Origin of the sequence: Paenibacillus glycanilyticus NBRC 16618 (assembly GCF_004000805.1) — a bacterium.
GTDB classification, from domain to species: domain Bacteria; phylum Bacillota; class Bacilli; order Paenibacillales; family Paenibacillaceae; genus Pristimantibacillus; species Pristimantibacillus glycanilyticus.
Map to the genome: position 1 here is coordinate 139,863 of NZ_BILY01000011.1, position 24,661 is coordinate 164,523.

The following is a 24,661-nucleotide window of genomic DNA, read 5'->3' on the forward strand; positions in this document are numbered from 1 at the left end:
GTTATCCCCCGAATTCCGCCAAAATGCGATCCGCGCCTCTTGCCTTCAATGCCGCCGCAACATCGCGGCCCAGCTGCTCCGGATCGGTTCCCTTCCGGATTTCCTTCAGCATCACTTCTCCGTCAGGAGAGCCAACCATGCCGGTCAGCTCAAGCTCGGCGTTGTCGAAGCTCTCTTCCCCGGACTTCTTGTGCACCACGGCAAAAGCGCCGATCGGAACCTGGCAGCCGCCGTTTAGCGCGCCCAGGAAGCTTCTCTCCGCGCGGACGGACAGCGAGGTTTCGGTATCATTCAGCAAATCGAGCAGCTCGCGCACCCCGGGATCCGCCGTACGGCACTCGATGCCAAGCGCTCCTTGTCCAACCGCCGGGATCGACAGATCAACGGGGATAAACGCCGAGATTCGGTCCTCCCAGCCCATGCGGGTAAGACCGGCAGCGGCCAGTACAACCGCGTCAAAGCCTTCCGTCTCCAGCTTCCGGATCCTCGAATCGATATTGCCGCGGATGGAATCAAGCTCAAGATCCGGGCGTATATTTTTAAGCTGGCTGGAGCGGCGCAGACTGCTTGTTCCGACACGCGCGCCGGCGGGCAGATCATCAAGCGAGCTCCCCTGCTTCATAATCAGGCAATCGCGGGGATCAACCCGTCTCGGAGTTGCGCCGTTCATCAGTCCTTCCGGCAGCTCATAAGGCATATCCTTCATGCTGTGGACAGCCATGTCGATCTCGCCGTCAAGAAGGGCCTGCTCGATCTCTTTTACAAACAAGCCTTTTCCGCCAACCTTGGACAACGTGACATCCAGAATGCGGTCACCCTTCGTCACAATTTTCCGAATTTCAAAATGGTAATCAAACCCGTGTTTCTCGCTGATTCGCTTCAACTCGTCAATGACTTGACCCGTCTGCGTCAACGCAAGCGCGCTCTGGCGTGTCCCTACCACGATTGTACGCGGTCCATTCTCATGAGCTCCCATTATTGTCTTCCTCCCGTCGTCAATCCAAGGGCCTCTTTGCCCGAAGTCGTTCTACCCAAGCTTTCGGCTCCATGTCCGCATGATCCCGGAGCGGCACCTCTTCGGCGGCAAGCCTTAGAAGCATTTCCCTCTCGCCAGGCTCAGAGACATCAGCCTTTACGTAATCGCGCAGCCGCCTGAGCTGCTCCACGCTATATCCGTATTCTTCGCCGTATTGCCGTTCCAGCTCCCGCTTAATCCTTGCAGAGAGAGCCGGGCTTGCGCCAGTTGCGGAGACGGCAATCAACAGATCCCCGCGGCGTACTACCGAAGGATTCAGAAATCCTCTTCCTGCGTCCCCATCAACCGTGTTAACCAAAGCTCCGGCCCGCCTGCCATCGTCCGCGATCCGTCGGTTAAGTCCGGAATCATCCGTAGCGGCAAACAGCAGGCGTGCATCAGTCGCATCTTCCGGCTCATAGGTCCGGCAATTCCACTGAAGAGATCCGCAAGCGACAAGCTCCTGCAGCCGGGCGGTAATCCGCGGACTGACAAGAATGACGGTATCCGCTCCCGCCTCCATGAGGCCTATCGCCTTGCGCTCGGCAATCCGTCCGCCGCCTATGATGACGCAGCGTTCGCCGCGAAGCTGAAGCATTACCGGGTAATAGCCGTTCATGCGCATCCCCTCTTCTAGTGAAACGTCGACAAATAACTGGATAACAAATTAATAATCAACATAACGAATGCAATCAGATGAAGTCTTGCAAGCTGCGTCCCTGGACGTCTCAGCATCGCCCTTTGAATAATATAATTGACGTAAAAGATCAAAGTCGCAAACGAGGTTAGAACCTTCCAGTCAAGCAGCAGCTGCGGGCGTCCTTCCGCAAGCAGCACGGTAACGGCAACCGATAAGGACATCGCAAGCAGCGGTACCCCGATTATAATCGCCCTGTCCGAGAAACGTTCAATCCTATCGAGACTTGGCAGCCTCCGCGTGAACGGAGTCCATCGTTTCCCTTTCAGCTGCTTGTGCAGGAACAGGTACATCCCTGCGAAGATGGATCCTATCGTCAGCGATGCGTATGCGCATAGCACCAAACTAATATGTACAAGGAGCAAGTCGCGCATCGCCTGCGAAACTCCAAACTGCTCATCCATTCCAGGCCGGCTGTACAAGTTAAGCGCCAGCACGGAGAAGCTGATGATGTTAACCAGAAAGACGAGAAACTCGATTTTGAAAAACTGGCTGATGACCAGGGATATCGTAACTAGCAGCCACGAAAAGCCTAGCCAATATTCAAAGGACGAAATTGCCGTTATCTCGAAATGGGTCACGAGCCGGCTCACCAGAATGACGGTTTGCAATATCCATACAAAAATAAGGAGCCCTGTTCCAATCCGCTTCGCTCTCCGGTTCGCATCCATGAAATCGGAGAAGTAAAACAGAAGGCTCAGGGCGTAAATATAAAGTATCGCGTCGTAAAGCCACTTTTGCGTAAAAAACATAAGCTTCCACCTTGCCGCCCTTCGCGATTATTCGGGTAGCGCGCTGTTATCGAAGGATGGACGCCAGTGCCGAAGCTGCCGGACGTGCAGGCATCGTTTTCTTTTTCGCCGCAGACGCCGTGTCTGCTTCAGCTTGTTTCGACTGGGCCAGCTCATCTTCAAGCGCAAACAACTTAACGAACATATCCATTGCTTCCTCGGAATGTTTCTCTCCGGCCATTTCTTTAATCCGCAGGATCGGATCTTGCATCATCTGGTTCACAATGCTCTTCGTCAGCTTGCGGATTACCTTCAGTTCATGCTCGTCCAGATCCGGCAGCTTGTTCGTCAGGCTGTTAAGCGTCTCTTCATGAATGTGGGCAGCCTTTGTCTGGAGCGCACGGATTAAAGGAACAACGCCAAGCGTCTTGTACCATTGCTCGAACTGCTCCGATTCTTGTTCAATCATCGTTTCGATCTTCTCCGCTTCCTTCCGGCGCTGCTCGATATTGCTTGCTACAATACCTTCCAAATCGTCAATGTCGTACAGGAACACGTTCTCGACCGCGGCAATCGCCGGATCGAGATCGCGCGGAACGGCGATATCAATCATGAACAAAGGCTTCGACTTTCGGCGCTTCATCGCTTCGGCTACCGCTTGGCGTTCCAGCACATATCCATCCGCTCCCGTGGAGCTGATCACAATGTCCGCTTCATGAAGCTTGCTTGCCGCGTCTTCCATCGAGCAGGCAACCCCGTTAAACTTCTCCGCCAGTTGAGCCGCTCTTTCATACGTACGGTTCACCACAATAACGCGGTCAGCGCCGTTCGCATACAAATGCTTCGCCGTAAGCTCGCCAGTCTCGCCGGCGCCGATGACCATAACCGTCTTCTTGCTGAACTGGCCAAAAATCCGCTTGCCAAGCTCAACGGCCGCATAGCTGACCGATACCGCCGATTCTCCAATCGTTGTCTCCGAATGAGCACGCTTGGCCATCGTAACCGCTTGTTTAAACAGCATGTTGAACAGGGTTCCTGTCATCTTCTGCTGCTGCGCAAGCGCAAAAGCATCTTTTACTTGTCCCAGAATTTGCGTCTCGCCGATCACCATCGAATCAAGCCCGCTTGTTACCCGGAATAGATGCTCGATAGCCTTGTCATCCTCATGCATATATAAATGGTTAGTGAACTGCTCTCTAGGCAGCTTGAACCACTGCTCCATAAAGCTGCGGATATAATGCCCGCACAGATGGTGCCTGTCCACTACCGCATACAGCTCGGTACGATTGCAGGTCGCAACAATGACACATTCCATAATGCTGCTCGTGTTCATCAGCTGTTTCAATGCTTCCGGCAATTCTTTCTCGGCAATCGCAAACCGTTCTCTTACTTCAACCGGAGCGGTCCGGTAGTTCAAGCCGACTACGATAATGTGCATGCGCGTTCACCTGCCTTTCTTCAAAATTAACTTTAGAATGATTATAACATAGTTCGACAAGCCGTACGGCTTCATATTGGCTTCATTTATGAATAATGTTTGAAAACCCTCATTGCCATTATTCCCTGTTTATACAAAGAAAATAACCATGGACCGAGGTCTATGGTTATCTCTATATCTTTTCAATTTAAAAGCTTAAACAAGCTCAACTTGTTGCATTTTTGGTTCTTCTACTTTCAACTCGCCCATGCCGCGAACAAGCTTCTTAGCATGAGTAGTCGTTGGCTTCAGTACAGCGATCATGTAGTCAATCGCAAGCTGTGGATCCACAGTTTCACCGCATGTGTAGCAGTCGAGAGCGGCGAATCCTTTCTCAGGATACGTATGAATCGAGAGATGACTCTCCGACAGCAATACAAGTACTGTTGCTCCTTGAGGCTCAAATTGTTTCGATTGCACCGATAATACGGTAGCGCCGCATGCTTCAGCAGCCTCCACCATTTGGGCTTGCAAAAATTCAGCGTTGTTCAGCAGATCAAAGTCTACTCCCCAAGTATCAACAGCAACGTGTCTTCCGAAAGTTGAATATTCCATCTTCCGGTTCCCCCTTCCTAGGAATAAAATGTTTAAAAAAATTTCATCCGCTAGGACCTACGTCATTCACTTCCCGAGGGAATAATCTCTCGCAACATAACCATGTCCTGAGTGAATCCTGGTTCCTATTTTGTTTAGACCAATGTTTTCAACGAGATTAAAAATAACATCTATTGGGCAGAATTGCAACCCTTTTTTTCGGGAAGAAACGAAAACTTTTTTCCGCTTTAATCCCGTATACACAGTATGTAGGTGAGGCGGTTTCCGTACCTTGCGATGCGTCCATTCCGATATCATTTTTTTGTGAACAAAAGCAAAAAAAAGAAGCCGCATTCGGCGGCTCCCAGGTTCAAGGCTTATCGGTTAAGCTTCAAATACAAACAACTTCTTGGTCAGCATCGCTAGTCTTTCGTCGATGCCGGCAATCTGCAGGCGATCCTTCGTTTGATTGCGCAGGTCAAGCAACTCGTTAATCGCGTTGTTGACCAGCTCGATTTCACGTTCGATCAAGCGGCTCCGGAACACACGCTCCAACTGGCCGACCGTATCCTTGTATTCGAATACGACCCGTGTGCCCGACGATGTGCTTTCAACGATTTTGCGGACGCTGCCATTTGTATAATGGTAGATCATCGTATAATGGCTGTAGATACGATTAACAACTGCGTCTCCACGGAAAGCCGTTACGGCTTTGCGCATGGCGTTGGTCAGCTTGGGTTGAATCAGGCGGCAAGAGAGTTCACATACATAGTGGTCTTGCTGACGTTCAAACGTCAGTGTGACTTCTTCCTTCCCTGCTACGTCTTCGAGAACCAGCTCCTGGTTTCCGTTATCGAGGACCTTTACGTTCATGCATACCTGCTGGTCATCGAAAAACCGAATAAATTGCTTCATCTCATCGCTCGTCAATTGCAGTTTGGCACTTACATACTCTGTGGCTAGCCGCTGAGCCATAAAAATCTCCTCAATTCTTTAAACTTGCGCTTTTGTTCTTAATGCCTAAGTATATTATACGTGATCAGAGCTTTTTATTCCTGCCGTTCAGCCTCGATATTCTCGCATATTTCTGAAAAATCCCGTAGATTTCACGAGGAAAGCTGTATTTCTTGCTGTATCCTCTGCATTATAGAGGAAGTTATTGATCTATCTCCGTTATATGCCCAATCGCTCCGTTAATGACCTCCCACAGCTTCTCGCGGCCAAGCCCCGTCTCCGAAGAAAACATGACCAGCGAGTCGCGCGGATCCGCTTCAAGCGTCTCTTTGATAACCTTTACATGCTTGTCCCATTTGCCTTTGGGGATTTTGTCCGCTTTCGTGCAGACGATGCAGGTTGGCACGTTGTAATGCTTAAGCCAATGATACATGAGCACATCGTCCTTTGACGGAGCATGGCGCATATCGATAACGAGAAGCTGCAGCTTCAGTTCCTTGCGGTCTCGTATATAAGTCTCGATCATTTGCCCGAACAGCTCTCGCTGCGTTTTTGATACTTTTGCATAGCCATAGCCGGGAAAATCGACGAAATAGACCATGTCATTCACGCGATAATAGTTAAGCTGCTGCGTCTTGCCGGGCTGCGAGCTTGTTCTCGCCAGGTTTTTACGCAAGATCAATTTGTTAATGAGCGACGATTTGCCGACATTGGAACGCCCTGCCAGAGCAATCTCTGGCAAGGCGTCGACTGGATATTGCGAAGGTCTTACTGCACTTATGATAAATTCTGATTGGGTAATTTTCATCCGATTACTGTTCCTGCTTTCTCTTCGGTGTTAACCGGCAGCAGCGCATGCTGCAGAACTTCGTCCATATGGCTGACAGGAACAAAAGTCATTTCACTGCGTATGCTGTCCGGAATATCGCTTAAATCGCGTTCATTATCCTTCGGCAGAAGCACCTTTCGGATGCCTGCCCGGTGAGCGGCGAGCGATTTTTCCTTCAAGCCGCCAATCGGAAGCACGCGGCCGCGCAGCGTAATCTCGCCGGTCATTGCGACTTCCTTCGATACATACCGGTTCGTCAGGGCGGAGATCAAAGCGGTTGCCATCGTTATGCCGGCAGATGGTCCGTCTTTGGGAATTGCGCCTTCCGGAATATGAATATGGATATCCTTGTTCACATGGAATTCGGGATCGATACCAAGCTCAATGGCTTTGGAGCGCGTATAACTGAATGCGGCCTGCGCCGATTCTTTCATCACGTCGCCAAGCTTGCCGGTCAAGGTAAGCTTGCCGCTGCCCGGCATAACCGTTACCTCGATCACCAACGTATCTCCGCCAACCTCGGTCCAAGCGAGGCCTGTTACGGCACCAATCTGGTTCTCGACCTCGGCCGTGCCATGGCGGAACTTCGCAGGTCCAAGCCATTCCTTCAGCAGCTCCGGCGTTACCGTCAATGTCACTGCCGAAACCTCCGCTTGGTCTTGCTTAGCCTCGGCTTCTTCCGCAGCATCGTCTGCGCCGAAAGCCGCCTCCAGCGTATTCAGCTCGGGAGCTTCATAAGGCTGACCGGCCAAATCGCCTTCGCCCCGTTCCTTGCTGCCTGCCTGTGACTTGGAGCCCTCCGATACAATATGCTTCGCGGCCTTCCGGCTCAAAGCGGCGATCTGCTGCTCCAAATTCCGTACGCCGGATTCGCGCGTATATTCGCGGATCAGTTGCAGGACAACTTCATCCTCGACGACCAGCTGATCTTCCGACAGTCCATGCTCCCTGCGCTGCTTCGGCAGCAGATAGCGTTCCGCAATCTGCTGCTTCTCCAGCTCCGTATAGCCTGGAATGTAGAGCACTTCCATCCGGTCGAGCAGCGGACGCGGAATATTGTGGAGCGAATTGGCCGTCGTGACAAACATCACGTTAGACAAATCAAACGGCACTTCGATGAAGTGGTCGCTGAACGTATTGTTCTGCTCCGGATCAAGCACCTCAAGCAGCGCGGACGAAGGATCTCCGCGGAAATCGCTTGCCATCTTGTCGATCTCGTCAAGCAGAAAGACCGGATTATAGGATCCCGCCGTCTTCATTCCTTGAATGATCCGTCCAGGCATAGCGCCTACATACGTACGACGGTGACCGCGGATCTCCGCTTCGTCGCGAACGCCGCCCAGCGAGATTCGAACGAATTTGCGGTCAAGCGATTTGGCGATCGAACGGGCAAGAGAGGTTTTGCCGACACCCGGAGGCCCTACGAGGCAAAGGATCGGCCCTTTCATCTTCTTCACCAGCTGCTGGACCGCCAAATATTCAAGCACGCGCTCCTTCGGCTTCTCCAGGCCGTAGTGATCGTTGTTCAGGATCTCTTCGGCCTTGCTTAGGGATAAGTCGTCTTCCGTATGCTTGCTCCAAGGCAATGCTAATAACCAATCGATATAATTGCGGATAACGCCGCCCTCGGCGGACGTTGCGGGCATTTTTTCCAGACGATCGATTTCCTTCTCGACTTTCTCCCGTACGTTGCCCGGAACTCCCGCTTCATTCAGCTGATTGCGAAGCTCCTCGACCTCGCCGGCGCGCCCTTCCTTCTCGCCAAGCTCCTTCTGGATCGCTTTCATCTGCTCGCGCAAATAATATTCCTTCTGCGTCTTCTCCATCTGCTTTTTGACGCGCTGGTTGATTTTGCGTTCGAGCTCAAGCACCTCGCGCTCGTTGTTCAGGATATCAAGCAGACGCTCAAGACGCTCCCGAACATCGATGGTCTCGAGAATATCCTGCTTATCCTTGATTTTCAGCGACAAATGGCTTGTAATGACATCGGCCAACCTGCCCGGCTCATCGATATCCGATACCGCCGCAAGCGTCTCCGGCGTAACCTTCTTCGATAGCGAAATATAATGCTCGAACTGGCTGAGTACCGACCGCATAAGCGCATCCACTTCGGGATCGTCAGTCTCCGGCTCAGGAAGCTCGAGCACCGTTACTTCGTAAAACTGTTCATTTGGCACGTAATCCACTACCTCGGCTCTTACAACGCCTTCAACAAGCACGCGGATTGTACCGTTGGGCAGCTTCAGCATCTGTCTGACCTTCGCAATGGTGCCGACGCGGTAAATATCGTCTTCTGTAGGCTCTTCGATATTGACTTCGGATTGCGAGCACAGAAGAATCATATGATCGTCGATCATGCATTTCTCCAGCGCCCGCACCGATTTGTCCCTTCCCACATCAAGGTGGAGCACCATGCTGGGATATACAAGCAGCCCCCTTAAAGGAAGCAGGGGAAGCCGACGGCCTTTTGTTTTTCCGGATCCCACACCAGCACCTCCAATTGTTTCGAATACCCTATTTTATCATTCCACGGAATCCGCCTGCAAATAGGGAACCCCCGAAGCGATAAAAAGATCGGAACCGACATGGTTTTCAACCTCTGCGACAACGGTTTCGCCAATTGGGAAGACATATCTGAACACCTCGTCAACCCGGTCTACCGGAATGACCTTCAGCCCTTCCAAACCTGCGAAAATCGCCTGCCAGTTCTCGCGCGGAATAATAACCGTCTCCGCCCCAGCCTGGAACGCCGCTTCTACCTTCGCCAGCACGCCGCCTACCGGCTTCACGTTGCCGTGTATGCCAACCTCGCCGGTCATCGCCAGCTTGTTGTCAATCGGCACCTCTTTGATCGCCGAGGCAATTGCCGTTGCCATGGCAACACCGGCGGATGGCCCGTCGATTGGCGTGCCGCCAGGGAAGTTGATATGCAGGTCAAAGTCCTGCGGGTTCAGTCCGTAACGGCGGAGCATCGTCAGCACGTTCTCAACCGAGCCCTTAGCCATGCTTTTCCGTCTAAGCGTCCGGGAACCGCCTCCCAATTCTTCCTCGTCGACAACGCCGGTAATCGTATATTGACCTTTGCCGGCAGCCGCAGGAATAGCGCTGACTTCGATTTCAAGCAATGTCCCCATATTAGGACCATACACCGCTAAGCCGTTAACGAAACCGATCTGAGGCGCTTCCGGCACTTTTCGGTCCGGACGAGGCGGAATTTGGCTGCTGTTCACAACCCATTCCACATCCGCTGCCGTGATGGCATCCCGTTTCTCGGATAAGGCAATACCGGCTGCAAGCTGAATGACGTTAACCGCTTCGCGTCCGTTCGTCGCATATTTCTTCACGACGTCCACGGCATCCGGGCATGGACCAAAGCCGATTTTTTTAACGGCATTTTCGGCAATCGATGCAATCTCGCTTGCGAGCAGCGGACGGAAATAAATCTCCATGCAGCGCGAGCGGATAGCCGGAGGCAGATCCTGCGGCGAACGCGTTGTCGCGCCTACAAGACGGAAGTCGGCCGGCAGACCGTTCTGGAAAATATCGTGGATATAAACCGGAATATTCGCATCCTCCGAATTGTAATAAGCACTCTCCAGGAACACCTTGCGGTCTTCCAGTACTTTTAACAGCTTATTCATTTGAATGGGATGCAATTCACCGATTTCGTCGATAAACAGGATGCCGCCATGCGCCTTCGTCACCGCACCCGGCTTCGGCTGCGGAATGCCGGCCACGCCCATCGCCCCGGCTCCTTGATAAATCGGGTCATGAACGGAGCCGATCAGCGGATCGGCAATACCGCGCTCATCGAACCGGGCCGTTGTGGCGTCAATCTCGGTAAACTTCGCTTCATTCAGAAACGGCGAGGAAGGATTCTTTTTCGCTTCCTCCAGTACAACGCGGGCAGCCGCCGTCTTTCCGACTCCCGGCGGTCCGTAAATAATGACATGCTGCGGATTGGCGCTGCAAAGCGCCGCCTTAAGCGCGCGCAGACCGTCTGTCTGCCCGACGATATCCTGCATCGCCTGCGGACGTGTTTTCTCCGCAAGCGGCTTGGTCAGCGAGATGGAGCGCAGCTTGCGCAGCTTATCCATCTCCTTGCGCGACTCCCGATCGACCGCGGAGCGGTTCGTCTTCTGATTGCGCAGCAAATTCCAGAAATATAAACCAATAACCACAGCAAAAAAAACTTGGATCAGCATCAAAACCATACTTAAACTCATTAACATCTTCTCCTCTCAAAGCGAACTATTCCGGCAAAAGAGTACGTAATTGGTAGTATTGCCCCTTGCTGCAGGGAATAATCGCTTCCGGAAGAAAAAAGAGGCATTCCTCCGCAACCGCCGATTGGGGTTGCTTCCGAATGCCTCTTTTATCAGATGGCAGAGAGTTCGTTATGCATGCGCATGATTTTTGCGTCCCGGAATTTCGCCAGTCGCTTCGAATACGCGTACGATCTCGTCGATTTCTTTCTTAAGCTCGTTAAGAAGCTCTGCTTCCGGCACTTTGCGGATCATCTCTCCGTAACGGAACAACATGCCTTCGCCTCGTGCACCGGCAATGCCGATATCCGCCTCGCGAGCTTCGCCCGGGCCGTTAACCGCGCAACCAAGAACGGATACCTTGATTGGCACCTTCACCTTGGAGATATACTCTTCCACTTCGTTGGCGATCGAGAAGAGATCGATATCCAGGCGTCCGCAAGTCGGACAGGAAATAAGGGTTGCCGCGTTCGTAATCAGACCGAAGGTCTTAAGCAGCTCGCGGGCAACTTTCACCTCTTCCACCGGATCCGCGCTCAAGCTGATGCGAACCGTATTGCCGATCCCCATCGCGAGCAATGCGCCGATGCCAGCGGAGCTCTTGATGGTACCGGAATGAAGCGTACCGGCTTCGGTAATGCCAAGATGCAGCGGATACTTGATTTTCTCCGCAGCCATGCTGTAAGCCGCAATCGCCATCGGTACGTCGGACGCCTTCAGCGATACGATAATATCATGGAAATCCAACTCCTCCAGAATGCCGATATGGAAGAGCGCGCTCTCCACCATCGCTTCCGGCGTAGGGTAGCCGTATTTCTCCAACAGATGGTTCTCAAGCGAGCCGGCATTAACGCCGATCCGGATCGGAATGCCCCGTTCCTTGCAGGCCTTCACGACAGCTTCAATCTTCTCGCGACGGCCGATGTTGCCCGGGTTGATCCGGACCTTATCAATGCCGTTCTCGATCGCCTGAAGGGCAAGACGGTAGTCGAAATGAATATCGGCAACAAGAGGAATATGAATCCGTTTTTTAATTTCCTTAATCGCATCGGCTGCTTCCTTATTGTTGACGGTAACCCGCACAATCTGGCAGCCCGCTTCTTCCAGACGCAAAATCTCGGCTACTGTAGCCTCTACATCAGCCGTTTTTGTTGTACACATACTCTGAATGATGACTTCATTGCTGCCGCCAATCGTCAGGTTGCCGACTTTGACCGGCACAGTATCCTTGCGCAAATACATAAAATGATCTCTCCCATGAACGTCAAAAGTCCACCCTTTGACGAGCGAAAAAATCCGCAGCCAAAGGGTGGAGGCAATGACGGTAATGAACTTAGGCGCTTTCTTCCTTCTTCTTGCCCTTCTTAGCAGTCAGCTCCGGCATGATTTTGTCTTTTACGTTTTTCTCCGTAATGAGACAAGTGCTCACGTCGTCGCGCGAAGGGACTTCGTACATCACTTCAAGCATAATGCCCTCGATAATGGCACGCAAGCCGCGGGCACCCGTGTTCCGTTTGATCGCTTCTTTAGCGATTGCTTCCAGAGCGGCAGGTTCAAAGTCCAGCTTTACGTTATCCATCTCGAGCAGCTTCTGGTATTGCTTCACCAAAGCATTCTTCGGCTCGGACAAAATACGCATCAGGGCTGCTTCATCAAGCGGCTCCAAAGTCGAAATAACCGGCAGACGGCCTACGAACTCTGGGATCAAGCCAAATTTAAGCAAGTCTTCCGGCAGAACCATGGACAGGTATTCGCCCGGCTTCAGGTCCTTTTGAACCTCGCCGGTCGAGCTGAAACCGATCACTTTTTTGCCGATCCGGCGTTTGATCAACGATTCCAGACCGTCAAATGCGCCGCCGCAAATAAACAGGATGTTCGTTGTATCGATTTGAATAAACTCTTGGTGCGGGTGCTTGCGTCCGCCTTGCGGTGGAACGGATGCAACCGTGCCTTCGAGGATTTTGAGCAATGCTTGCTGCACGCCTTCACCGGAAACGTCGCGAGTAATCGACGGATTCTCGGATTTGCGCGCTACTTTATCAATCTCATCGATATAGATAATGCCGCGTTCGGCCTTCTCTACATCGTAATCCGCAGCTTGAATGAGCTTCAGCAAAATGTTCTCTACGTCTTCGCCGACATAGCCGGCTTCCGTGAGCGAAGTTGCATCCGCAATCGCGAACGGTACGTTCAGAATTTTTGCCATCGTTTGGGCAAGCAGCGTTTTACCCGAACCTGTAGGACCTACAAGCAGGATGTTGGATTTTTGAAGCTCAACGTCTTCAATCTTGCTTTGCGAGTTGATCCGTTTGTAGTGGTTGTAAACCGCAACGGAAAGGGATTTCTTCGCAAATTCCTGACCGATTACGTACGAATCAAGAATAGCGCGGATATCCTTTGGTTTCGGAATGTCCTTCAGATCAAGCTCTTCCTCATGCCCAAGCTCCTCTTCCACGATTTCCGTGCAGAGCTCGATGCATTCGTCGCATATATAAACGCCGGGACCGGCAACCAGTTTACGTACTTGCTCCTGGGATTTTCCGCAGAACGAGCATTTCAGCTGGCCCTTCTCATCATTGAATTTAAACATGCCATTTTCACCCCTTCGATTAAATCCTTAGGATACCGGAGTCGTTATTACTTTGTCAATCAAACCGTAATTCAGAGCGTCTTCCGCGCTCATGAAATTATCGCGGTCCGTATCGCGGTCGATCTTCTCGTAAGGCTGACCGGTACGCTCCACATAGATTTGATTCAGCTTTTGCTTCGTCTTCAGGATCCAGTCCGCATGGATTTTAATATCCGATGCCTGGCCGCGTACGCCGCCAAGCGGCTGATGAATCATAACTTCCGCATTCGGAAGGGCGAAACGTTTGCCTTTCGCGCCGGCAGTAAGGAGGAGCGAGCCCATGCTTGCCGCCATGCCCATGCAAATCGTGGATACGTCAGGCTTAATATATTGCATTGTATCATAGATCGCCATACCGGCCGTTACCGAACCGCCAGGCGAATTAATGTACAAGTGGATGTCTTTCTCCGGGTCGTCGGCCGCCAGAAAAAGCAGCTGTGCGATAACAGAGTTTGCTACATCATCATCGATAGCGCTCCCGAGAAAAATGATTCTGTCCTTGAGCAAGCGCGAGTAAATATCGTAAGACCGTTCTCCGCGATTCGTTTGTTCTACTACGATAGGTACCAGATTCATGCGACCAACCTCTTTTCTATTATGGCTTTTTGGTTCATGTTTTCTATTGTATCACGTCAAATGATCAATGTCATTTTTCCATAATACAGTATACGGTGAGCATCGCTCGATATGTACTGAAGATCATTCTTCAGGTAAGGCTCTTGCATTATGTAGGGTGAAAAGAAGGCACGTATCTGACGATGACGTGCCTTTTTTCCTATTTATTCAATTGATCTATTACGCTCCAGCAACTTCGGCTGTTTTGCTGTTTTCAACGAGGAATTCAATCGTTTTGCGAAGCTCGATGTCTTCTTTCAAGCTGTCGATTTGACCGTTTTTCTCGAAGATGTCGCGAAGCTCAGCCGCAGGACGGTTGTAAGCTTTCGACAGGGATTCGAGCTCTTCGTTTACGTCTTCTTCCGAAACCTGAATGTTTTCCGCTTTAGCGATTGCATTCAGAACCAGATTGTTGCGAACGCGTTTTTCTGCGTCTTCTTTCATTTGGTCGCGCAGAACTTGCTCGCTTTGGCCGGAGAACTGGTAGTACAGGTCGATATTCATGCCTTGCATGCGAAGACGGTTCTCGAAATCGCGGAGCATAAAGTCAACTTCCGTGTTGATCATTGGTTGCGGTACTTCTACTTCGGCAGCTTCAGCCGCTTTTTCGATTACAGCGTTTTGAAGGTTGCGTTCCGCTTCGCCTTCTTTGTTTTCTTTCAGCTTGGAGACAAGATCCTGCTTGTACTCTTCAAGAGTGTCGAATTCGCTGATGTCTTTTGCGAACTCATCGTCGAGAGCCGGCAGGTTTTTGCGTTTGATTTCATGCAGTTTTACTTTGAACACAGCTGGTTTGCCAGCCAGGTTCTCAGCATGGTAGCTTTCAGGGAATGTTACTTCAACATCCTTGAAGTCGCCTGTTTGCATGCCAACAACTTGATCTTCGAAGCCCGGGATGAACGAGTTGGAACCCAGTTCAAGGGAGTAGTTTTCCGCTTTGCCGCCGTCGAATGCTTCGCCGTCTACATAACCGTCGAAGTCGATTACAGCGATGTCGCCGTTTTGAGCAGCACCTTCTTCAACAACAGTCAGCTCAGCGTGGCGTTGTTGCAGGCGCTCCAGTTCAGCGTTAACTTCTTCGTCGCTAACCGTCGCTTCAAAGGATGGAACTTCCAGACCTTTGTACTCGCCGAGAGTAACTTCAGGGCGAACGATAACTTTAGCTTTGAATTTGAACGATTGGCCTTTGGCGAATTGTTCAACGTCGATTTCCGGACGGTCAACAGGACGTTGTTCCGTCACTTTCACTGCTTCTTCGTAAGCTTGCGGCAGCAGGATGTCGATTGCATCCTGGTACAGGCTTTCCACGCCGAAACGGGATTCGAACATTCCACGAGGCACTTTACCTTTGCGGAAGCCAGGTACGTTTACCTTTTGAACGACTTTCTTAAATGCTTGATCAAGTGCTGCAGCGACTTTCTCAGCATCAACCTCAACGTCGATCGACACGAGGTTCTTGTCTATTTTTTCCCAAGTTGCTTTCATTTTATGCTTTCCCCTCCAAAATTACGCATCACGCCAATTAGTATTCGCTTCATAAACCACTCTATTATAATCAACCTTGGCCATCATTTCAAGGCTGATGATCATCTTCGGTAGATTGCTGCATGGCAGCTACCTGCCGAAGAGTCCTGCATGCCTGCTCGTAACGGAACCTCAATGGTTCGGTTATGCCGTAAGCCTCGCGGATATCGTCATCGTTCGCGGAGCCGTAAACCGTGAGCAGCAAGGTTAAATGGAGCGCGGCCGCATAGCTGTCGACCGTCTCGTCGTCCTCTCTCTGCATCCACTGGTAGGCCGAAGTTCCATACAGAAATTGGAGACTTTCCTTCCACAGTTCCCTGGCAAAATGAGGAAGAGTCGGATCGTCCGCTTCCGTCACGGCTTCCACCCGCTCCAGAATCCGGATGACGGGCTGCGGAAAATCATCGAGCGCCAGCGGCGTCGCCTCTATGTCAAGCTCCACCTTCTCGCCCATCCGGTCAAGCATGACAATTCCCGATATCTCCCGCTTCTTCAAGCATTGCAAAGCCTTGAATTGCACAACCGGGTGAATGGTCTTGCCGTCCGAGCCCGTAAGCCAGTCCAGCATAACCTGGTCCACTTCCGGCGAGTGTATGTATGCCGCGCGTTCCAGCGCCAGGATCTGCTGGTCGATCATCGGATGATGCTCCATAATATAGAGCACTTGCTTAATATAAGCCTCATCCTGCTCCGGCGGGTTCAGGAGCTGCTCCCGGAAACTCTCTTCGCTCTCGCCCACTTCCTCGTCCGCGCCACTTGGCGTGCCGGCACCTTCGGAGCCCGGAAAGGCCATTTCCAGCCAGGTAAGGAGGCTGCCCCATTCCTCGTAATGCCGTTCATCCTCACCGCGGCACTGCAGCAGGAAGCGGAGCAGGTTTTTGGCTTCGCCGTATTGCTCGGATTCCAGCATGCGGGTGAGCTGAATTTGATAATGATCCAGCATCTTCGGAAATAAATATACGTTGTCTGGTGTAGTTATGGTATCACCGCCTTATCGGTCAAACCGCATCATTCGTCTGCCTATTGCTTGCGTTAGATTATATCACGGAACCTATAAATATAAAAACTTACTTCCCTTTAGTCTTGATTTTCTATTCGCGCCTATGCTATATTTACCAAGCGAATTTGATTCACGGGTACGGTTCAAGACTTTTAAAAAAATACCGCTTGCCAAGTTTATCAATTACATGCTATACTCACTCTTACGTGTCCCAGTAGCTCAGCCGGATAGAGCACACGCCTTCTAAGCGTGCGGTCGGGGGTTCGAATCCCTCCTGGGACGCCATTTTTATGCCTGTTAATAACCCGCAATTCCTTGTCCATCAAGGGATTGCGGGTTTTTTGCGTTGTTTCCGGACACATCCCAAGGAATTCCCCGCAAGCCGTACTTCCGTTACGCTTCAACCCCGCAGCTGCTAATGGACTCGCTATTCCTGGTCATTACGTTGTTGGTTTCACGATTGGTCAGAACGGTTTTCTCATGGGTCACGCCCCAGTCCCTCATCAGTATGATAAGCGGCCTTAACGATTCGCCAAACTCGGTTAGCGAGTACTCCACCCGTGGCGGGATCTCCTTGTAAATTTCCCTGTGGATGACGCCGTCGCTTTCCAATTCCCTCAATTGCAGCGTAAGCATGCGCTGCGTGATCCGGGGAAACAGTCTGCGCAGCTCGTTAAAGCGTTTAGGCCCTTCCGTCAAATGGTACAGAATAACGCCTTTCCACTTGCCGCCGATGACGTCTACCGTGACGGTAACCGGGCAACCGAAATTAATGATATCCGTTTTATTGTCCATGATTAAACTCCTTCGCTTTGAAACTATAAGCTGTTTTTTCCTTGCCAATCCTTTAGTATCTTTTTTAATACTATCACACAATATTGATATTATCCTACAAAAATGTGCGTACTTGTTGCCATGCATACGGGAATGTAAGATCTAATTTATCAACGCGTTGATCAATAACCGGATACATGGAAGGAAGGCACTAATAATGAATAACGTACAAATCGTGAATACCGCGCAAAAAAAGAAAGAAATTTTGGATGCATACGCATTCCGGCATGCCACCAAGCAATTTGATCCCGACCGGAAAATCTCCGACGAGGATTTTCGGTTTATATTGGAAACGGGAAGACTATCTCCGAGTTCCGTCGGGTTTGAGGGATGGAAATTCCTCGTCGTTCAGAACGAAGAGCTCCGGATGAAGATCCGCGAAGTTTCTTTCGGCGGACAAGGACAGCTCCCTACCGCAAGCCACTTTGTCATTCTTCTTGCCCGCAAGGATGTAAGATACGATTCCAAATACGTCGAGTACATTTACAAGAATATCAAGGGCTTGTCGGATGAGGCATTCAAGCAGATTCCATCGGCGTACAAGAACTTCCAAGAGAATGATATTCGCATCCTTGATAACGAAAGAACGTTGATTGACTGGGCATCCAAGCAAACGTATATTCCGCTTGCCAACATGATGACGGCCGCTGCGCAAATCGGCATCGATTCATGCCCGATGGAAGGGTATAACAAAGAAAAGGTTACAGCTATTTTGAAGGATGCGGGCATCCTGGACGAGGAAGTTTACGACCTATCGGTCATGGTAACTTTCGGATACCGCGCTGCTGAGCCGAAACATCCGCAAACCCGGCGTCCTTTAGATGAAGTTGTCGAGTGGGTGCATTGAGAAAGAGACCCGCAGCGCCTTATTCTGCAAGGCGCCTGCGGGTCTCTGGTTGATTTATACGGTAGCTGCGGATTTGCTCGCAACAAATTGATAAAGCGTCTCTACATGCTCGTCCGTCATTTCGCAGCTGTTGTCGTAAACAAGAATGGAAGATTGCGGGATATCCCAATGAATATCCGGCACAAAGGCTACGCGTTTCTCGAAATGCGACCAGTTGTCCAGCTTCCATTGGTCACGTTCGGTCTGGCGCCCGATAATGCGGTTCTTCTGAAGCTCAATGTTCTCCAGCGTAACCACGATTACTTTTACGTCCACTTGCTCTCTCGTCAGGCCCGCACCCGAGATGACTTCCTCGATCCAAGCATTATTTTTAAGCTCTGCCGTAAAGGGAGAGATCATAAACACGTTTTGTCCGGCAGCCAAATTCTCGATGCAAATATCTTTGGTTGTGTCGTATTCCAAATCGCGAAGGTTTTGTTTGTAGAAATCCGAATCCCGGTCGTTCTTGTCGAGCCCGTTGCGTTCCAGCATCGCCTCAACGAAACGTCCCCCTACCGTATCGCGGTCCAGAAAAGCAGCCGGAATGCGCTCCGAAATTTTTCTGGCTACGGTTGTCTTGCCTGTGCCTGCCACACCTACGAAAAACACTAACTTTTGCAATGCTTGATGCCTCCACCTTAATACTAGTTTTATCCTTCCATTGTACCACTCCTTGCCCAATAAAGGTATCACAAAGGTAACAAAATCCGTCAGTTTCGGACATTCCCCTTACAAAAAAAAGGATAATGTTCTCCTGAGAGCGTCATTATCCCTTGTTGGTCTATTTTATAGACGGCCCGGATCCAAAATTCCCATCGCCTCTACGTGCTTCCTGGTCGTCTCGGTTCCATGCTCGTGTATAAACAGATAAATATCGCGGAGAATGGCGTCGTACCCCGCATTCATCCGTTTATCGCTTGGAAGGTCCTGCAGCGTTCCCACCGCGTAATTGTAATGCCCGGTTATCGCCTCATCCATGCTGGATAAATCCTCGAACATCACCTGCAGCTGATTAAATTCCTCATCGTTTGCCAAAACCTCCAGCTCGTAGGAGGCCGCTCCCTGATCCCGCAAAATTTGCCCGGCCTGGACCGAGACATAATATTTTTTACGCTCATCGCCTGACATAGGTGAATACTCAGCTCCTTTTTACAAACATGCTCTTTTAGCATCCCCCGGCGGACAGACATTTTATCCCTTTTTTCCGCATATAACGGATATTATCGCTACAGGAGTCCAGCAGAAGAGAGGAATGAGATTATGTGTGGAATAACCGGCTGGATCGATTGGACCCGGGATTTAACCCAGGACAGCAGCAGCCTGATCAAGATGACCGAGACATTAGCGCTGCGCGGACCTGATGCGTCGGGTACATGGATTTCATCCCACTGCGCGCTTGGCCACCGAAGGCTTAGCGTTATTGATCCCGAGAATGGCGCTCAGCCGATGATTCGGCGCTCGGGCGATGACACATATGTCGTTGTCTATAACGGCGAGCTTTACAACGCGCTTGAGCTGAGGAAAGAGCTGGAGGACCGCGGCAGAACCTTTACGACCCACTGCGATACGGAAGTTCTTCTGGTGTCTTACATGGAATGGGGCAAGGCCTGCGTCGAACGGTTCAACGGCATTTTTGCCTTTGCGATTTGGGATGTTACCGAACAGGAGATGTTCCTGGCCCGCGACAGACTAGGCGTCAAACCGTTGTTCATCAGCTTTGCGGATGGACTTTTTATTTTTGGTTCCGAGCCAAAAGCCATTCTGGCCCATCCGGCTGTCAAAGCCGAAGTAGGGGCCGAAGGGTTGGCGGAAATCTTTATCATCGGTCCTGCCCGCACGCCGGGCCAAGGGATCTACAAAGACATTACGGAGCTGCTGCCGGGGCAATGCATGACGGTTACCCGCTCCGGCGTCCGCAAGACGAAATATTGGAGTCTTGAGACTATCCCACACGAAGAAGATGTGGAAGCGACCGCCGAGCATGTAGGCGAGCTCTTGAAGGATACTACCGAACGCCAGCTGGTATCGGACGTGCCGGTTGGGACGCTGCTCTCCGGAGGTCTCGACTCCAGCGCCTTAACCGCGTTAGCCGTGCGTTATTACGAGCAGACCGGCCAAGGCAATGTAAACACGTATTCCGTAGATTACCGGGATAACGACAAGCATTTCAAGGCGCATGCCTTCCAGCCGAACAGCGACGCTCCTTGGATAGAACGCATGGTTTCCCATCTGGATACGATCCATCATCCGATCCAGTTCGATACGCCGGAGCTGGTTGGAGCGCTGCGCGATGCAACGCTGGCACGCGATTTGCCTGGCATGGCAGACGTCGACGCCTCCCTCCTGCTGTTCTGCCGCGAGATTAAAAAGGGTGCCACCGTTGCGATTTCCGGTGAAGCGGCGGACGAAATCTTTGGCGGTTATCCGTGGTTCCACCGCGAAGAAGCGCTAAGCGCCAATACGTTCCCTTGGTCCCTTGCTTCTTCGATGCGGGCTGATCTTCTTGCGCCGGACGTTGCGGCATGGATCAAGCCGATTGATTATATCAACGACCGTTATGCGCAGGCGATTGCCGAGGTGCCTCATCTGGACGGGGAGTCCGAGACGGTACGAAAAATGCGCAAAATGTCGTACCTGAACATTACCCGCTTCATGCCTACTCTTCTCGATCGTAAGGACCGGATGAGCATGGCCGCCGGGCTGGAGGTGCGGGTGCCGTTCTGCGATCACCGGCTCGTGCAGTATGTCTGGAATATCCCTTGGGAAATCAAAACGGCAGGCGACCGCGAGAAGGGTATCCTTCGCCGGGCGTTACGCGGCGTGCTGCCCGAAGACGTGCTGACGCGCAAGAAAAGCCCGTATCCGAAAACGCATAATCCGAATTATCTCGCGGCCGTAAAAGGCCTTGTATTGGATATATTAAACGATCCTTCCTCTCCGCTGCTCCCGCTCATTAATGCAAGCAAGATCAGAGAGCTCGCTGAGTCGGATTCGGCAAAATCGAATATACCTTGGTTTGGTCAGCTGATGTCCGGACCGCAGCTGTTTGCTTATTTGTATCAGGTGAATACTTGGCTGAAGGAGTATGGCGTTAGCGTGAAGTGAGTGTGGAGTGATAATCGCTGCGCATTCGAATGTTCTTCCGGTCGCTGTTGTTTCCCGATTCCTTGAACGTATAGGAGAAGGTTGGAATCGGGAGAACAAAGGCGAACGTTACACTCCTCCAGAATCATTCGATCGCTCCGCTCACCAAACCTTAAAAGAGAGAGAAAAAACGTCACCGGATTAAACCGGTGACGTTTTTTTGCATGTTTACTTATTGGAAAGCTTTTCGATCAGCTTAGCGAGAGCATTGCCGCGATGGCTGATCCCCTGCTTCTCTTCCTTGGACAGCTCCGCCATCGAGCGGTTAAGCTGAGGAAGCCAGAATAACGGATCGTAACCGAATCCGCCTTCGCCGCGAGGCCGCTCGGCAATATAGCCGTCAACCGTGCCTTCCGTCTCGACAAACTCGCCGGTTGCCGGATCGTATAAGGCAAGCACGCAAACGAATTGAGCGGGGCTTAACAGCCGCGTGCCGTCCGCAAGAGGTTCGGCCACATCCGGCGCATTCAGGCGCTTCAGCTCTTCCAGCAGCTTGGCGTTATTCGAAGCATCCGTAGCGCCTTCTCCTGAGTACCGAGCCGAATAAACTCCCGGCGCTCCATCAAGCGCCTTTACCCGCAAGCCGGAATCATCGGCGAGCACGGGGACGTGAAACGCGTCTCCTGCCGCTTTCGCTTTAATCCGGGCATTGGCGGAGAACGTATCGCCATCCTCCACGATATTCGGGAAATCCGGATATTCGTTCAGGCTGACAACCGTCCGGCCAAGCTTCGCGAAAGCATGGGCGAATTCCCTAACCTTGCCTTCGTTTTTCGTTGCGATTAATATAGGCTGTGCCATTTCGTTACCCTCCGATCCGGTCCGCGATCTCTCCCAATACCAAACGCTGCTTCTCGATCAATTCCTCGATCCCGCCTTCCGCCAGCTCGAGCAGCTTGTTCAGCTCTTCTCGCGAGAACGGCGAGTCTTCGCCCGTGCCCTGCAGCTCGACGAATTTGCCTTCTCCGGTCATGACCACATTCATGTCGACCTTCGCTTTGGAATCCTCGTCGTAGTTCAGATCCAGCAGCTCGCGCTCCTGTATAACGCCAACGCTAACCGAGGCGAGGAAAGCCGTAATCGGATATTTGGCAAACTGCGTTGTTTTCGACAGCTTGTTAACGGCGAGACATAGCGCTACGAAAGCGCCCGTAATCGACGTTGTGCGCGTACCGCCATCCGCCTGGATAACATCGCAGTCCAGGGTAATCGTCCGTTCGCCCAGCGCCTGCAAATCCACGACAGAGCGCAACGCTCGTCCGATCAGACGCTGAATTTCCATCGTACGGCCCGACAGCTTCCCTTTTGCCGACTCCCGATGATTACGGGTATGGGTAGCTCGCGGCAGCATCGAATATTCGGCCGTAATCCAGCCCTTGCCTTGTCCCTTCATGAAAGGCGGAACCCGCTCTTCAACGCTGGCGGTACAAATGACCTTTGTCTCGCCTACCTCAATCAGAACGGAGCCTTCCGCATATTTGTTAACTCCTGTCGTTATCGTAACGGGCCGAAGCTGGTTCGGTTGCCGACCGTCTGTCCGCATTCTTATGTTCCTCCTGAATCATTCGCTTTTGCTTATGTACTGACTATGCAATCTTTCCTATTTTACCAAAGCAGCCTGCGAAAAGCATCTTTTCCGACAAAAAACAGTCCCGACCGGTCTGAGCGACCAGTACGGGACTGCTTTTAAAGTAGATGGTTTCTTAGCTTTTTATCGCATTGACATGATGAGGACGGGATACCGGCTTGCTGTAATCTACGTTATTCTCGTCGGTTACCGTCTGGCCGTTCATCGTAATTTGAACTTGCGCGGCACCGGTGTTCTCCGTAATCGACAGGACGATCGCTTCGAGCATCTCGGCCGGAGCAGGGAGACCCGTCTCAAAAGCCTGATCCTTCAGATCTACCGTCACCGTATCATCCTTCTGTTTGATGCTGTTCACTTCAACATCGTTAGTAAGAACCGCCGTCAGATTCTTGGCGTTCAGCGGGCCGGTAATAAGCTGCTCCATAGCCGCTTGCGCGGAGGACTCGTCGGTACGGTTAATCAAACGCGTAACTGGGACATAATACTGTTCGTCATTGGCGGTTTGCGACGAGAAGTAGAGAGTTACCGGCGTGGAGTTCAAATAGTTGACTCCGTCTGCAGCCTCAAGGTTGATCCCTACGGAACGCGTAAGCGGCTCGTCAAGCGGGAAGCCGCCCTGCGGCATTTCCGGCAGCTTCGCGCCGTCATACCACACTTCAACGCCTTTTGCTCCCATTGCCGTCAGTGTCCAAGTAATGGCTTCAACGATTGTACGCTCGTCCGTTGCAGGGTAATCCGTAAACGTTCCGCCGAATTCAACCGTAGCGATTTGCGTTTTTTGATCGATGTGAAGCGACTTCACTTCCGTGCCTTTTGGCAGTACCGCACGGAAATCTTCCGGTAGCTGGCTTGCGAAGCTTCCGCCGTCCACCATAATTTCGAGAGCTTTCTTGCCGGCTTCCTCTACCGCATTCTGCGTAAGCGGAGCTTTCAGCGACACCGGAGCGAGGTAACCGTTGCGGTCTTCCAGATACACGGTCAGGTTGGAGTCTTCATCTTGTCCAGGCATAACAGCCTGTCCCGTATTTGTGCCGTCTACGTTACCTGTTGATGCGGTTTGCTGTGGCGGGTCGATTTCCCCTTTCGTATCCTGCGAAATCAAGCCGCATCCTGTTGCAAGAATGGGAAAAACCAGCACACCGCAAATTGCTGCACGGCGAATCCATCTTGTTTGAGTCATTGAAATTTCCTCCCAAATAGTGTATTGCCTGTTCGGCGACTTTGTACATTTGTTGATTTGTAGTACTATGTATACGAGCCCTTCCCTTTTTTAGACCAGTTTTGTCCACAAAATCTGAGGGGGTTAACGAAATTGTTCAAACAAGTCACTTACAGCTTAAACAGCCGCGAAGTCGCGGAAGCCACCAATGAATGGCTCGACAAACGCGGGGTATCCAAAACATCTATTGCACAGCTCGTGCATTTTCTTCAGAAGGATTATTATCCCGAACTGACGCTGGACGAGTGCATCGCTAACGTGGAAGCCGTTCTGTCCAAAAGAGAAGTGCAGAATGCCGTATTAACCGGCATCCAGCTCGATCTTCTGGCGGAAGAAGGCAAGCTGATGGCTCCGCTGCAAGAGATGGTCCGAAATGACGAAGGCCTGTACGGATGCGATGAAATATTGGCTCTTTCCATCGTTAACGTATACGGCAGCATCGGGTTTACTAACTTTGGCTATATCGACAAGCTGAAGCCGGGTATTCTGAAAAAGCTTAATGACAAGAACGACGGTCAAATCCATACTTTCCTGGATGATATCGTTGGAGCAATTGCCGCTGCAGCCGCAAGCCGTCTGGCTCACCGCAAGCAAGCCGGTCGCGAAGAAGAAGCGGAAAGATTAAAGGAATAGAAACTGGCGAAAAAAGCTGTCCTGCATTGCAGGACAGCTTTTTCTATGATGCAGCTCCTCTCCGAACCTTTTCTATAATCTGGAATA

23 protein-coding genes and 1 tRNA gene are annotated in these 24,661 nt (G+C 51.5%); 4 read left to right on the forward strand and 20 right to left on the reverse strand.

The annotated features are described in order from the left end of the window. Window position 1: 1 nt before the first annotated feature. The 14 genes from hemC to PGL01S_RS11515 form a co-directional block, all read right to left on the reverse strand. Window positions 2-976, reverse strand: coding sequence for a hydroxymethylbilane synthase (hemC, locus tag PGL01S_RS11450; protein WP_127494629.1), 975 nt, complete (start codon window positions 974-976; stop codon window positions 2-4). 19 nt (window positions 977-995) lie between these two features. Then, on the reverse strand, window positions 996-1,634 hold the full coding sequence (locus PGL01S_RS11455) for a precorrin-2 dehydrogenase/sirohydrochlorin ferrochelatase family protein (RefSeq protein ID WP_164775444.1): 639 nt from the start codon (window positions 1,632-1,634) through the stop codon (window positions 996-998). Between the two features lie 14 nt (window positions 1,635-1,648). Continuing rightward, window positions 1,649-2,464, reverse strand: a complete 816-nt coding sequence (ccsA, locus tag PGL01S_RS11460) for a cytochrome c biogenesis protein CcsA (RefSeq protein WP_015846000.1) — start codon at window positions 2,462-2,464, stop codon at window positions 1,649-1,651. Between the two features lie 46 nt (window positions 2,465-2,510). After that, window positions 2,511-3,881, reverse strand: coding sequence for a glutamyl-tRNA reductase (hemA, locus tag PGL01S_RS11465; protein WP_127494633.1), 1,371 nt, complete (start codon window positions 3,879-3,881; stop codon window positions 2,511-2,513). A gap of 195 nt (window positions 3,882-4,076) precedes the next feature. Further along, complete coding sequence (speD, locus tag PGL01S_RS11470; RefSeq protein WP_015846002.1) at window positions 4,077-4,475, reverse strand: adenosylmethionine decarboxylase; 399 nt, start codon at window positions 4,473-4,475, stop codon at window positions 4,077-4,079. 363 nt (window positions 4,476-4,838) lie between these two features. Beyond that, window positions 4,839-5,429, reverse strand: coding sequence for a non-ribosomal peptide synthetase module (locus tag PGL01S_RS11475; protein WP_127494635.1), 591 nt, complete (start codon window positions 5,427-5,429; stop codon window positions 4,839-4,841). Between the two features lie 181 nt (window positions 5,430-5,610). Next, window positions 5,611-6,216 carry a ribosome biogenesis GTP-binding protein YihA/YsxC gene (yihA, locus tag PGL01S_RS11480; protein WP_015846005.1) on the reverse strand — a complete coding sequence of 202 codons (606 nt, stop codon included), beginning with the start codon at window positions 6,214-6,216 and terminating at the stop codon, window positions 5,611-5,613. Continuing rightward, window positions 6,213-8,723 (reverse strand): endopeptidase La, encoded by a 2,511-nt coding sequence (gene lon / locus PGL01S_RS11485; RefSeq protein ID WP_127494637.1) that lies wholly within the window; start codon window positions 8,721-8,723, stop codon window positions 6,213-6,215. Before lon ends, yihA begins: the two co-directional genes overlap by 4 nt. 36 nt (window positions 8,724-8,759) lie before the next feature. After that, window positions 8,760-10,463, reverse strand: coding sequence for an ATP-dependent protease LonB (gene lonB, locus PGL01S_RS11490; protein ID WP_127494639.1), 1,704 nt, complete (start codon window positions 10,461-10,463; stop codon window positions 8,760-8,762). A 171-nt stretch (window positions 10,464-10,634) separates the two neighbouring features. Then, complete coding sequence (gene ispG, locus PGL01S_RS11495) at window positions 10,635-11,744, reverse strand: flavodoxin-dependent (E)-4-hydroxy-3-methylbut-2-enyl-diphosphate synthase (protein ID WP_127494641.1); 1,110 nt, start codon at window positions 11,742-11,744, stop codon at window positions 10,635-10,637. 91 nt (window positions 11,745-11,835) lie between these two features. Continuing rightward, on the reverse strand, window positions 11,836-13,092 hold the full coding sequence (clpX, locus tag PGL01S_RS11500) for an ATP-dependent protease ATP-binding subunit ClpX (protein WP_015846009.1): 1,257 nt from the start codon (window positions 13,090-13,092) through the stop codon (window positions 11,836-11,838). A gap of 27 nt (window positions 13,093-13,119) precedes the next feature. Next, complete coding sequence (gene clpP / locus PGL01S_RS11505) at window positions 13,120-13,707, reverse strand: ATP-dependent Clp endopeptidase proteolytic subunit ClpP (protein WP_127494642.1); 588 nt, start codon at window positions 13,705-13,707, stop codon at window positions 13,120-13,122. 219 nt (window positions 13,708-13,926) lie between these two features. Beyond that, the gene (tig, locus tag PGL01S_RS11510) at window positions 13,927-15,231 is read right to left on the reverse strand and encodes a trigger factor (protein WP_127494644.1); all 1,305 of its coding nucleotides are present in this window, start codon (window positions 15,229-15,231) and stop codon (window positions 13,927-13,929) included. Window positions 15,232-15,319: 88 nt separating this feature from the next. Beyond that, complete coding sequence (locus tag PGL01S_RS11515) at window positions 15,320-16,213, reverse strand: hypothetical protein (protein ID WP_127494646.1); 894 nt, start codon at window positions 16,211-16,213, stop codon at window positions 15,320-15,322. Window positions 16,214-16,478: 265 nt separating this feature from the next. Here PGL01S_RS11515 and PGL01S_RS11520 point away from each other — a divergent pair. Next, window positions 16,479-16,555: transfer RNA gene (locus PGL01S_RS11520), tRNA-Arg, on the forward strand. 108 nt (window positions 16,556-16,663) lie between these two features. Here PGL01S_RS11520 and PGL01S_RS11525 read toward each other — a convergent pair. Further along, entirely contained in the window at window positions 16,664-17,065 is a 402-nt protein-coding gene (locus PGL01S_RS11525) for a winged helix-turn-helix transcriptional regulator (protein ID WP_127494648.1), read from the reverse strand. Between the two features lie 196 nt (window positions 17,066-17,261). On the opposite strand from PGL01S_RS11525, the gene PGL01S_RS11530 reads away from it, so the two are divergent. Continuing rightward, the gene (locus PGL01S_RS11530) at window positions 17,262-17,951 is read left to right on the forward strand and encodes an NAD(P)H-dependent oxidoreductase (protein ID WP_127494651.1); all 690 of its coding nucleotides are present in this window, start codon (window positions 17,262-17,264) and stop codon (window positions 17,949-17,951) included. A 54-nt stretch (window positions 17,952-18,005) separates the two neighbouring features. Here the strand turns inward: PGL01S_RS11530 and PGL01S_RS11535 are convergent, their stop codons facing one another. Then, complete coding sequence (locus PGL01S_RS11535) at window positions 18,006-18,611, reverse strand: P-loop nucleotide/nucleoside kinase family protein (protein ID WP_127494653.1); 606 nt, start codon at window positions 18,609-18,611, stop codon at window positions 18,006-18,008. Between the two features lie 165 nt (window positions 18,612-18,776). Beyond that, on the reverse strand, window positions 18,777-19,118 hold the full coding sequence (locus tag PGL01S_RS11540) for a hypothetical protein (protein WP_127494655.1): 342 nt from the start codon (window positions 19,116-19,118) through the stop codon (window positions 18,777-18,779). Window positions 19,119-19,250: 132 nt separating this feature from the next. Here PGL01S_RS11540 and asnB point away from each other — a divergent pair, with 132 nt between their 5' ends. Then, entirely contained in the window at window positions 19,251-21,095 is a 1,845-nt protein-coding gene (gene asnB / locus PGL01S_RS11545; RefSeq protein ID WP_127494657.1) for an asparagine synthase (glutamine-hydrolyzing), read from the forward strand. A gap of 207 nt (window positions 21,096-21,302) precedes the next feature. Here the strand turns inward: asnB and rdgB are convergent, their stop codons facing one another. The 3 genes from rdgB to PGL01S_RS11560 form a co-directional block, all read right to left on the reverse strand. Beyond that, window positions 21,303-21,935, reverse strand: coding sequence for an RdgB/HAM1 family non-canonical purine NTP pyrophosphatase (gene rdgB / locus PGL01S_RS11550; RefSeq protein ID WP_127494659.1), 633 nt, complete (start codon window positions 21,933-21,935; stop codon window positions 21,303-21,305). A gap of 4 nt (window positions 21,936-21,939) precedes the next feature. Further along, on the reverse strand, window positions 21,940-22,677 hold the full coding sequence (gene rph / locus PGL01S_RS11555) for a ribonuclease PH (RefSeq protein WP_127494661.1): 738 nt from the start codon (window positions 22,675-22,677) through the stop codon (window positions 21,940-21,942). A gap of 160 nt (window positions 22,678-22,837) precedes the next feature. Further along, complete coding sequence (locus PGL01S_RS11560; RefSeq protein ID WP_127494663.1) at window positions 22,838-23,902, reverse strand: GerMN domain-containing protein; 1,065 nt, start codon at window positions 23,900-23,902, stop codon at window positions 22,838-22,840. A gap of 132 nt (window positions 23,903-24,034) precedes the next feature. On the opposite strand from PGL01S_RS11560, the gene PGL01S_RS11565 reads away from it, so the two are divergent. Further along, window positions 24,035-24,574, forward strand: coding sequence for a phosphatidylglycerophosphatase A family protein (locus PGL01S_RS11565; RefSeq protein ID WP_127494665.1), 540 nt, complete (start codon window positions 24,035-24,037; stop codon window positions 24,572-24,574). Window positions 24,575-24,661 lie beyond the last annotated feature (87 nt).

Excerpts from the sequence above, each read along its gene's own strand:
- hemC (WP_127494629.1), bottom strand. The coding sequence starts at position 976 with ATGGGAGCTCATGAGAATGGACCGCGTACAATCGTGGTAGGGACACGC.
- PGL01S_RS11455 (WP_164775444.1), bottom strand. The coding sequence starts at position 1,634 with ATGAACGGCTATTACCCGGTAATGCTTCAGCTTCGCGGCGAACGCTGC.
- ccsA (WP_015846000.1), bottom strand. The coding sequence starts at position 2,464 with ATGTTTTTTACGCAAAAGTGGCTTTACGACGCGATACTTTATATTTAC.
- hemA (WP_127494633.1), bottom strand. The coding sequence starts at position 3,881 with ATGCACATTATCGTAGTCGGCTTGAACTACCGGACCGCTCCGGTTGAA.
- speD (WP_015846002.1), bottom strand. The coding sequence starts at position 4,475 with ATGGAATATTCAACTTTCGGAAGACACGTTGCTGTTGATACTTGGGGA.
- PGL01S_RS11475 (WP_127494635.1), bottom strand. The coding sequence starts at position 5,429 with ATGGCTCAGCGGCTAGCCACAGAGTATGTAAGTGCCAAACTGCAATTG.
- yihA (WP_015846005.1), bottom strand. The coding sequence starts at position 6,216 with ATGAAAATTACCCAATCAGAATTTATCATAAGTGCAGTAAGACCTTCG.
- lonB (WP_127494639.1), bottom strand. The coding sequence starts at position 10,463 with ATGAGTTTAAGTATGGTTTTGATGCTGATCCAAGTTTTTTTTGCTGTG.
- ispG (WP_127494641.1), bottom strand. The coding sequence starts at position 11,744 with ATGTATTTGCGCAAGGATACTGTGCCGGTCAAAGTCGGCAACCTGACG.
- clpX (WP_015846009.1), bottom strand. The coding sequence starts at position 13,092 with ATGTTTAAATTCAATGATGAGAAGGGCCAGCTGAAATGCTCGTTCTGC.
- clpP (WP_127494642.1), bottom strand. The coding sequence starts at position 13,707 with ATGAATCTGGTACCTATCGTAGTAGAACAAACGAATCGCGGAGAACGG.
- tig (WP_127494644.1), bottom strand. The coding sequence starts at position 15,231 with ATGAAAGCAACTTGGGAAAAAATAGACAAGAACCTCGTGTCGATCGAC.
- PGL01S_RS11515 (WP_127494646.1), bottom strand. The coding sequence starts at position 16,213 with ATGCTGGATCATTATCAAATTCAGCTCACCCGCATGCTGGAATCCGAG.
- PGL01S_RS11525 (WP_127494648.1), bottom strand. The coding sequence starts at position 17,065 with ATGGACAATAAAACGGATATCATTAATTTCGGTTGCCCGGTTACCGTC.
- PGL01S_RS11530 (WP_127494651.1), top strand. The coding sequence starts at position 17,262 with ATGAATAACGTACAAATCGTGAATACCGCGCAAAAAAAGAAAGAAATT.
- PGL01S_RS11540 (WP_127494655.1), bottom strand. The coding sequence starts at position 19,118 with ATGTCAGGCGATGAGCGTAAAAAATATTATGTCTCGGTCCAGGCCGGG.
- asnB (WP_127494657.1), top strand. The coding sequence starts at position 19,251 with ATGTGTGGAATAACCGGCTGGATCGATTGGACCCGGGATTTAACCCAG.
- rdgB (WP_127494659.1), bottom strand. The coding sequence starts at position 21,935 with ATGGCACAGCCTATATTAATCGCAACGAAAAACGAAGGCAAGGTTAGG.
- rph (WP_127494661.1), bottom strand. The coding sequence starts at position 22,677 with ATGCGGACAGACGGTCGGCAACCGAACCAGCTTCGGCCCGTTACGATA.
- PGL01S_RS11560 (WP_127494663.1), bottom strand. The coding sequence starts at position 23,902 with ATGACTCAAACAAGATGGATTCGCCGTGCAGCAATTTGCGGTGTGCTG.